Here is a 9625-nt window from a genome sequence, read left to right on the forward strand (position 1 = left end):
CCTGATCCGGAGTCGAACTCTGCCAGCGGAACAGGTGGATTAATCCGTTCATTGGCAGGGGCGGGGGAACCATCACTGGTTGCCGCAAGGCAGCCTTGGGGTGAAGTCCGCACGGGAAGCATGTAACGCAGGGCCTTTCTGGGATACCTCTGTGCCGCGTGCCTTCCTGCGGGCCAGGTCTGTGCACTCTCTGACCTGAATCCGACAGCTAACCTCGCAGGCTTCCAGAGAGGAACCTTTTGACCACGCAGAACACCAGGGGTCGCAGGCGTGCGTCCGGCCCCGTTGCTGAGCTGCGGCCACGGGCCGTCGCAAGGGCCGACCAGCCCCGTGAATCCCGCCCGGTAACCCGCCGTCGCAGGAGCCCCCTGCAGCAGGTGGCAGACTTCGCCGCCGCGAGCGGCGTGGGTCAGAAGGCCGGCGCTGCGCTGGCCGCCACCGGGCTCATCCTGACTGTTGCCATCCCGGGCTCGGGCGGCCTCAACGCTACCTCCGAGGCCGGGTCCGCCGCCGCGCAGGCGATGGGTTCCCAGCCCGAGATCCCCGTTTCCGCCGGCGCGAAGGTCGACTTCAGCCGTATGGCCGTTTCCACGAAGGCCGATCCGGACGCCAAACTGCGCCAGTTGCTCAGCGCGCAGTCTGCCGGTTCGGTCCAGGCGGCATCGTCCCAGGGGAGCTTGGGTGCGCCGTTGACCAGCATGGTTTCGGTTTCGCCCTTCGGTTACCGGATCAATCCGTTTACCGGCGGCTACGGCGAATTCCACCGCGGCCGTGACTTCGCGGCCCAATGCGGCACCGATGTCTTCGCCGCGGCTTCGGGCACGGTCACCTTTGCCGGCTGGCACCCCTACGGCGGCGGCAACCGGGTGGTGATCGACCACGGCAACGGCCTGGAAACCACCTACAACCACCTGTCGTCGTTCAACGTCTCGGTCGGCCAGAGCGTCAACCGCGGCGACGTCGTCGCCCTCAGCGGCACTACCGGTGCTTCCACCGGCTGCCACCTGCATTTCGAGGTCATGGTCAACGGCGAAGTCGTCGAGCCCCAGGGCTGGCTGTAACCCGATCTGATGGTGACCTCTCGCATGATTGTCACCGTCCGTGACCTGAATGTGACATTCGGTCTGAATTGCTGTAGCGTCTAAACCGCATCAACTTCTAGAGAGTTGATGCACTTGAGTGGATTGCCTAGCTCTGCCACTGCTCAAGGATCCGTTCGCAAAACATCGTCTGGCAGAGGCGGGGGACCCACTTCCGGTCATCACCACGGTGACCTTGGGGTTAAGTCGCAGATCTTTTCCACTACGGAACTGCCCTGCGGCCGGATGACTCCCATCCGAATCCGACAGCTTACCTCGCGGGCATAGGGAGAGGCTTCTACGTGTCTTCACGCACTATTCCTGCGCGCCACCGCGCCGCAGCCCCCAAGACTGCACCGCTTGCCGTCATCGCCAAGACCGTTGGCAGCAACGCCGGTAGCATGGGCCGCCAGGCGGCGGTCATCGCCGCAGCGTCCGGCCTGGTCCTGACCAGCGGTGTCGCCGCCAACGCTGCCGAGTCCAACGTTGCCCGCGAATCCAGCGCTGCTTCCACCTTGGAAGTCCAGTCCGTCGCCCAGGCAAGCATCTCCGCCGGCTCCAGCGTCGCCATCAAGTTCGAGCGCCCCGCCGTCAAGACTGTTGCCGCTCCGGTTGTCGAGGAAGCCCCGGTGGCCGTCCAGGAAGCCGAGGCCCCGGCCCAGGCTACCCAGACCACTGAGGCAAGCACTCCGGTTGCCCAGGTTTCCGTGACCACCGCCGCCGCCGCTCCGGCCGCCAAGGTCACCAGCGGCAAGGGCGCGGCCATCGCCGCAGCCGCCTACGCCCAGCTCGGCGTTGCACAGGACTGCACCGCCCTGGCCAGCAACGCCCTGGCCGCCGTCGGCATCAACTTCCATGGCTGGCCGGCAGACTACCTGTCCCTCGGCCGCACCGTCAGCGCCGCCGAGGCCCAGCCGGGCGACCTGATCTACTACCAGAACGGTGGCATGGGCATGGCCCACATCGCCGTGTACGTCGGCAACGGCCAGGCTGTGCACGGCGGCTGGAACGGTGGAACCACCGCCCTCTACAGCGCCAACGTGGGCTCCGGCCCGGTCTTCATCCGCGTCGGCGGCTGATTTTCGATACCTCCGTGCGAGGCCCCGCAGGTCCCCGACCCTGCGGGGCCTTCGCCGTTAATACCGGCCTTCCCGCCTGCCCAAGGGAGGCCGTTGCCGACATGGCCGGCACATGAACATTGCCCGACACCTCCTGTGAGCGGGCGCGTGGATTCGTTGTTCCGGCCATTGCATGTTTACTCTTGAGGTGTCGATCCACAGCCCGTACATGCAGAGGGCAGCCGGCCCTCGCGCCCCTGACGGGTGCGGCCGTGAAGAGGTACGTGCATGCGCACACTCGTTCTGAATGCTGGATATGAACCGCTGGCGGTAGTCACCTTCCGCCGGGCGCTGGTCCTTGTGCTCACCGGAAAAGCGAGCGTAGTGGCCGAAGGCGACGAGCCTGTCGTCGGGCCACGGGAGATTCTCGGACGTCCGTCCGTGATCCTCCTCAACCGCTACATCCGGCCACGCTACAACAGGATCACCGCGGTCACCCGCCGTGGCGTCTTGCGCCGCGACGGACACCGTTGCGCCTATTGCGGCAAAACAGCCCACACCATTGACCACGTCCACCCCAAATCCAGGGGCGGCGCGGATTCCTGGGAAAACCTGGTGGCGGCGTGCCTGCGCTGCAACAACGCCAAGAGTGACCACACGCCGGCCGAGATGGGCTGGAAGCTGCGTTTCACTCCGGCGGCCCCCACCGGGACCATCTGGCAGATCAAGGAGCTTGAGAAACCTGCTCCTGCATGGGATCCCTTCCTGTTGCCTGAATCGGCTGCCTGACGCTTGGCGTCACCCACGGCCGCGAGCGGCCGGCTTCCGGCGTGCCCGGGTACGCTGGGCGGGTGGAGTTCGATGCGGTGATCCTCGCGGGAGGCAGGTCCTCCCGCCTTGGCGGCGTGCCCAAGTCCGGGCTGGTGTACGACGGCGCCACGCTCCTTGAGCGGGCACTGGCCGCAGCGGACGGCGCAGGCTCCCTCGTCGTCGTCGGCCCGCGTCCGGAAAAGTTGCCGCCCGGAGCCCTGACGGTCCAGGAAGACCCGCCCTTCGCCGGGCCCGCCGCGGCGATTGCCGCGGGACTGGAGGAACTGGGACGCGGCGAAAAGCCCCCGGCCCCCTGGGTCCTGGTCCTGGCCTGCGACATGCCGCACGCCGCGACGGCAGTGGCGCCCCTGCTGGCCGCCCTCCGGGACCATCCCGGAACCGACGGCGTGCTGGGACTGTCCCCCGACGGCAGGAAGCAGCCGCTCCTGGCCGTGTATGCCGCAGACGCCCTGCGCCGGGCTGTTGCGGCACGGGCCGCGGAAGGCACCTTAACGAACGCCCCCGTGTTCAGACTGCTTGCTAGTCTTGATTTGCTGACCGCAGCCGTTCCCGAACACGCCGCCGACGACGTGGATACCTGGGACGACGCCGCTGCGCTCGGCGTGCACGGCAGCCCGCCGTGACACCAGGTGCACCGGACGTGGAGGCGAATCGTGAAGAGCCAGGAAGAAACCCTCGAAGAATGGTGCAGGACCCTGCTTCAAGCCTTTGAGCTCGAAGACACCCAGATCGACATCGACGCCGTGCTCTCCCTCGCCGGTGTCGCTGCGCATTCCGTGGTGCGCCCGGCCGCCCCGCTGACCACCTTCGTGGCGGGCTTCGCCGCCGGCGTTGCCGCCGGCACCGGCCAGGCTGACCAGAAGACGTCGATGGACGCCGCGACGGCCCTGGCCCGCAAACTCTCCAAGGACTACGCGGCCGTTGAATCCGGAACGGGCGCATCAGGCACTGTTGAATCCGGCACCGGGGAGACCGACGCCGGATGACGGACGCCGAGGCCGCGCACGACCACGGCCACCTGGACCACCTCTGGGACGAAGCACGGCAGCTCGCCTTCGACTGCGCAACCCCCATCCCCGCCGGCCCCCTCCCCCTGTCTGACGCACTGGGGCGCACCCTGGCCGAAGATGTCCTTGCCCTGCAGGACCTGCCGCATTACGCCTCGTCTGCGATGGATGGCTGGGCCGTCAACGGAAGCGGCCCCTGGATCCTTGCCGAGCCCGGGCACCGCCTCGCGCCCCACCAGGCAAGCCCTATTGTCACCGGCGGCTTGATCCCGCCTGGAGCCAAGGCGGTGCTGCGCAGCGAAAGCGGCGTGATCGCCACCGACGACGACGGACTGCCGGTCCTGGCGCTCGGCGGAAGCGCCAAGCCGGGGGAGCCCCGCAACGGCCAGCACGTCCGCCGCGCCGGCGAGGAAGCCGCCGCCGGCGACGTCCTCATCAAGGCCGGAACCGTCCTCAACCCGGCGCACCTGGGCGTGGCCGCGCTGGCCGGCCGCGACGAACTCACCGTCCTCGGCAAACCCCTGGTCAAATTCCTGTACACCGGTTCCGAGGTGGTCACCGAGGGTGTCCCGGTACCCGGCCAGGTACGGGACACCTTCGGCCCCCAGCTGGGGGCCGTCGTCGAACTCCTGGGCGGCATCCGCGGCGGCCAGGCGAGGGCCGGCGACTCCTATGAAGAATGGCTCGACGCCCTCCGGGAGGGCGAGCCGACCCCCGAGACGGCGCCGGCCGACGTCGTCATCACCACCGGCGGCACCGGCCGCTCGGGCACGGATCACCTGCGCAAGGCAGTGGCGGAGCTGGGCGGGCGGCTGCTGATCGACGGCATCGCCATGCGTCCGGGACACCCGGCCGTCCTGGCGGAACTGCCGGACGGCCGCTTCGTGCTGGGCTTGCCGGGCAACCCGCTCGCCGCGATGATGGCACTGTTCACCGTTGGGGGGCCGTTGCTGGCAGCCCTTGGCCATGGCAGGCTGGACGAGATCGGTGAGGTTCCGTGCGGAGCCACGCTCGACCCCATGCCGGGCCGCACGCGCCTGATTCCGTTCAAGTTCGTCTATGGCCTCGCCTCGCCGGCCCAGCACGCGGGCTCCGGCATGATGCGCGGCCTCGCAGGCGCGGACGGCGTGATGGTGGTTCCGCCGCACGGCGTGCAGCTCGGGGCCCTCGTCCAGGCTTTCCCCTTGCCGTGGGGGCCGCCGCTGCCTAAACCGAAGGCGCCGGAGGAGAAGCCCCGGAAGGCGGCAAAGCCGGCGCGGAAGGCCCCCTCCGGTCCCGTGGACTGGAGCGCGCTGGACGACTGAACCGGCCAGGCTTGGCCGGACCCGGCGGCTGCCCGGATGGCGGGCGCCGGGTGGCATCCCACCTGTGTGCTTGCCATGATGGAGCTATGAACCGCAGGCTCCCCAGCAGGACAGCGTGACGGCTTCGTCAATCATGTTTCAACCCCGGAGGGCAGCTGAATGGGACGCGTTACCCAGCGACGCAAGGTGCACAAGTTCGTGCTGGACGGCTCCGCGCAGGCGGCCGAGCATCCGGTCCGGTACCGGGAGGACGTGCTCGCCGTCGAGGAACCGCTGGAGATCCGGCTCGGCCGGATGTCCTTCTCCGTCACCATGCGCACCCCCGGCGACGACTTCGACCTGGTGGCCGGATTCCTGGTGTCCGAGGGCGTGATCTGGGACTCCGCCCAGCTGGTTTCCCTGCGCTTCTGCGCCGGCGAGGACGAGGACGGCGTGCAGACCTTCAATGTGGTGGAAGCGCAGCTGCGGCCCGACGTCGTCCTGCCGGACACCGGCCGGAAGGTCTACACCTCGAGTTCCTGCGGGATCTGCGGCACCGATTCGATCGAGGCCGTGCGCAAGACCCTGCGCCACAACACCGCCGACGACGGCCTGCGGGTGCCGGTCGAAACCGTCGCCGCCCTGCCGGACCGGCTTCGCGAAGCCCAGGCCGTGTTCGACAAGACCGGCGGCGTCCACGCGGCAGGGCTGTTCCGGATCCACGAGGACGGATCCGCGGAACTGCTGTGCCTGCGCGAGGACGTGGGCCGGCACAACGCCGTCGACAAGGTTGTGGGCTGGGCCCTCCGCGAAGGAAAGCTGCCGCTGTCCGGCACCGTGCTGCAGGTTTCGGGACGGGCCTCCTTCGAACTGGTGCAGAAGGCCGCACTGGCTGGAATCCCGGTGCTCGCCGCCGTCAGTGCCCCGTCCAGCCTGGCCGTGGAGCTAGCCGAGGAAACCGGCGTGACCCTGGTGGGCTTCAGCCGCCGCACCAGCCTGAACGTTTACGCGGGCAGCGGGCGGCTCCTGAGCGGCGTCAGGTCCCCTGCCTGAACCGCGAGCGCAGAGAGAGCCGGCAATCACTTGGCGATTGGCCTTCGACGACGTAGATTTTTATCCATCGAATTGAAGCGCCATCCCGAGGGGCAGGACTGTCCACACCATGACAAGCCTGCTTCCCATTGAAGCTCACGGCCCGGCCACGAAAACGATGGCGGGGCGCTAGGGGGATCTGAATTGCACGACGACCGGCGACTGACCGAGAAGCGTCTGGACCGTTTTGTCCGCGAGCGGATCACGCCCGCCATCTATGGCCGCACCGTGCCCTTGACCCTGAGCAGCTGGGACGTCCCGGGCGAGCCGGTTCCAGCCTCCGAGGCCATCCACCAGGACTACGCGCCCCTCGACCACGGTTCCGCCTGGGGGCGGGCCTGGAGCACCAAGTGGATCCGGCTGCAGGGCGAAGTCCCGGACGACTGGGGCTCCGCGGAAGGCACCACGGTGGAGGTCGTCGTCGATCTCGGCTTCAGCAATGACGCTCCCGGCTTCCAATGCGAAGGCATCGCCTGGCGTCCGGACGGCACCATCATCAAGGCCATCTCACCCCGCAACCAGCACGTGCCCCTGAAGCTGCTGGGCGGCGGTATGTCCGTGGACTTCTACGTGGAGGCCGCGGCGAACCCGGACCTGAGCCAGGGCTGGACCTTCGCGGCTACGCCCCTGGGGGACAAGGCCACGGCGGGCGAGGAACCGCGCTACCGGCTCGCCCGGATCGCCATCGCCGAGCTCAATGAAACAGTCTGGGAACTCAGCCAGGACATCTGGACCCTCAGCGGGCTCATGCACGAGCTGCCCGTGGAACTGCCGCGCCGCCACTCGATCCTGCGCGCCTTCGAACGCATGCTGGACATCATGGACCCGGACGACATCGCCGGAACCGCTGCCGCCGGCCGGGCCGCCTTGGCCGGGGTCCTTGCCAGCCCCGCCTACGCCTCGGCGCACGAGCTGCTCGCCACCGGCCACGCCCACATCGACTCCGCCTGGCTGTGGCCGGTCCGGGAGACCATCCGCAAATGCGCCCGCACCTTCTCCAACGTCGTGGCGCTCATGGACGACAACCCGGACTTCGTGTTCTCCTGCTCCTCGGCGCAGCAACTGGCCTGGATCAAGGAGTTCTACCCCGAGCTGTTCGTGCGGATCCGGGAAAAGGTCAAGGCAGGCCAGTTCATGCCGGTGGGCGGCATGTGGGTGGAATCGGACACGAACATGCCCGGAGGAGAGTCCATGGCCCGGCAGTTCCTCGAAGGCAAGAGCTTCTTCCTGGAAGAGTTCGACGTCGACTGCCAGGAGGCCTGGCTGCCCGACTCCTTCGGTTATTCCGGGGCCCTGCCGCAGATCGTCAAGTCGGCTGGCTCCCGCTGGTTCCTGACGCAGAAGATCTCCTGGAACCAGGTCAACCGGATGCCACACCACACCTTCAACTGGGAAGGCATCGACGGCACCCGGCTCTTCACCCACTTCCCGCCCGTGGACAGCTACAACTCCGAACTCCACGCCCGGGAACTCGCCCACGCCGAACGCAACTACCGTGAGCACGGCCGGGGAAGCATGTCCCTGGTGCCCTTCGGCTATGGCGACGGCGGCGGCGGACCCACACGCGAAATGGTGGCCGCCGCGCACCGCACCGCAAACCTGGAAGGCTCGCCGAAGGTCCGGCTGGGCACCGCCAGGGACTTCTTCGAGCGGGCGGAGGCCGAATATCGGGAGCTCCCGGTATGGGTGGGGGAGCTGTACCTGGAGCTGCACCGCGGAACCTACACCAGCCAGGCCAACACCAAGCAGGGCAACCGCCGCTCGGAGCACCTCCTGCGGGAGGCCGAGCTGTGGTGCGCGACGGCGTCCGTCCGGAGCGGCTACCGGTACCCTGCCGCGGAGCTCAAGAAGTTGTGGCGGCTGGTGCTGCTGCAGCAGTTCCACGACATCCTGCCCGGCAGCTCCATCGCTTGGGTGCACCAGGACGCCGAACGCAACTACGCAGCCATCGCCCGGGAACTCGAGGACATCATCGCCGGCGCGGCCACGGCGCTGCTCGGCGAAGGGGAGACCCCTTTCCTGCTCAACGCCGCGCCCTACGCCCGCGACGGCGTCCCCGCCCTGGCCGCGGCCGAAGCCACGGAGCCCGGCCAGGCCGTGGAGGCCACGGAACAGGACGGCGGCTACGCACTGGACAACGGCATCATCCGCGCCGTCCTGGACGCCAACGGGCTGCTGGTTTCCCTGACCGACCACGCCAGCGGGCGCGAAGCCATCGCCCCGGGACAGGCCGGCAACCACCTCGAACTGTTCCGCGACACCCCTAACGAGTGGGACGCCTGGGACATCGACGAGTTCTACCGCCGCAACGTCCGCTCCCTGGCCGAAGCGCGCTCGGTACGGCTCGAACGCGACCGCGGGGACGCCGTCGTCGTGGTGGAACGCGAGGCGGGTTCCTCCACGATCACCCAGCGCATCACCCTGGCGGCGGGCGCGCCGTCCCTGGATATTTCCACCGCGGTCGACTGGCAGGAGCGGGAGAAGCTGCTGAAGGTGTCCTTCCCGTTCGACGTCCGCGCGGACCGTTCGGCCTCGGAGACCCAGTTCGGCCACGTGTTCCGGCCGACCCACAACAACACCTCCTGGGAAGCGGCGAAGTTCGAAATCTGCGCCCACCGCTGGCTCCACGTGGGCGAGCCCGGCTACGGTGTCGCCGTCGCGAACGGTTCCAGCTACGGCCATGACGTCACCCGGGCCGTCCGGGCCGACGGCGGCACCACCACGAACGTGCGCGTCTCGCTGTTGCGGGCGCCCAAGTTCCCCGACCCGCAGGCCGACCGCGGCATGCACGTCCTGGAGCTGAGCGTCCGGCCGGGTGCCGCGATCGCCGACGCCGTCGAGGAAGGCTACCGCCGCAACCTGAAGCCCCGGACCGTGGCCGGTGCCAGGCCCGCCGAAGCGCTGTTCACGGTGTCGGGGAAAGCGATCGTTGTAGAGGCTGTGAAGCTTGCCGAGGACGGGTCGGGGGACGTGATCGTGCGGCTTTACGAATCCCTCGGCGAACGGTCCGGCGGGGTGGTCACGGCGAACTTCGAGTCCCGCGCGGTGCAGTCGGTGGACCTGCTGGAGCGGCCCATGGACGCGCCGGGCGTGTCGGGCGGAACGGACAACGCAATGCTGACGCTCCGGCCCTTCCAGCTGGTCACCCTGCGCTTCAGCCGCTGATCCCCGCGGGCCGGCCCAACTAGCTCGCAGTTGTTGTCGTTATGACATGAAAATTCGGTGAGGCGGCGTGCACTATCCAGTCTGGTGCAGGGGTTCCAGGGTGACATGGT

General features: G+C 68.5%; 8 protein-coding genes and 2 riboswitches. All 8 genes read left to right on the top strand.

Annotated features, from left to right (window positions below):
- Nucleotides 1-32 precede the first annotated feature (32 nt).
- Nucleotides 33-237, top strand: a riboswitch (cyclic di-AMP (ydaO/yuaA leader).
- 2 nt (nt 238-239) lie between these two features.
- The 8 genes from D3654_RS09220 (at nt 240) to D3654_RS09250 (ending at nt 9515) form a co-directional block, all read left to right on the top strand.
- On the top strand, nt 240-1061 hold the full coding sequence (locus D3654_RS09220) for a M23 family metallopeptidase (RefSeq protein WP_120521201.1): 822 nt from the start codon (nt 240-242) through the stop codon (nt 1059-1061).
- 146 nt (nt 1062-1207) lie between these two features.
- Nucleotides 1208-1378: riboswitch (cyclic di-AMP (ydaO/yuaA leader) on the top strand.
- A 3-nt stretch (nt 1379-1381) separates the two neighbouring features.
- Nucleotides 1382-2158 (top strand): NlpC/P60 family protein, encoded by a 777-nt coding sequence (locus D3654_RS09225; RefSeq protein ID WP_120521202.1) that lies wholly within the window; start codon nt 1382-1384, stop codon nt 2156-2158.
- Between the two features lie 267 nt (nt 2159-2425).
- Complete coding sequence (locus D3654_RS09230) at nt 2426-2926, top strand: HNH endonuclease (protein ID WP_115789200.1); 501 nt, start codon at nt 2426-2428, stop codon at nt 2924-2926.
- Between the two features lie 62 nt (nt 2927-2988).
- Nucleotides 2989-3591 (top strand): molybdenum cofactor guanylyltransferase, encoded by a 603-nt coding sequence (gene mobA, locus D3654_RS20460; protein ID WP_162943692.1) that lies wholly within the window; start codon nt 2989-2991, stop codon nt 3589-3591.
- Between the two features lie 30 nt (nt 3592-3621).
- The gene (locus D3654_RS20465) at nt 3622-3954 is read left to right on the top strand and encodes a DUF6457 domain-containing protein (protein ID WP_162943693.1); all 333 of its coding nucleotides are present in this window, start codon (nt 3622-3624) and stop codon (nt 3952-3954) included.
- Entirely contained in the window at nt 3951-5279 is a 1329-nt protein-coding gene (locus tag D3654_RS09240) for a molybdopterin molybdotransferase MoeA (RefSeq protein WP_120521203.1), read from the top strand. The genes D3654_RS20465 and D3654_RS09240 overlap by 4 nt, the downstream gene beginning before the upstream one ends.
- A 159-nt stretch (nt 5280-5438) precedes the next feature.
- Nucleotides 5439-6311, top strand: coding sequence for a formate dehydrogenase accessory sulfurtransferase FdhD (gene fdhD, locus D3654_RS09245; protein WP_120521204.1), 873 nt, complete (start codon nt 5439-5441; stop codon nt 6309-6311).
- Nucleotides 6312-6494: 183 nt separating this feature from the next.
- Nucleotides 6495-9515 carry an alpha-mannosidase gene (locus tag D3654_RS09250; protein ID WP_120521205.1) on the top strand — a complete coding sequence of 1007 codons (3021 nt, stop codon included), beginning with the start codon at nt 6495-6497 and terminating at the stop codon, nt 9513-9515.
- The last annotated feature ends 110 nt before the right edge of the window (nt 9516-9625 follow it).

The sequence above is a fragment of the Arthrobacter celericrescens genome (assembly GCF_003614925.1).
Classification (GTDB): domain Bacteria; phylum Actinomycetota; class Actinomycetes; order Actinomycetales; family Micrococcaceae; genus Arthrobacter; species Arthrobacter celericrescens.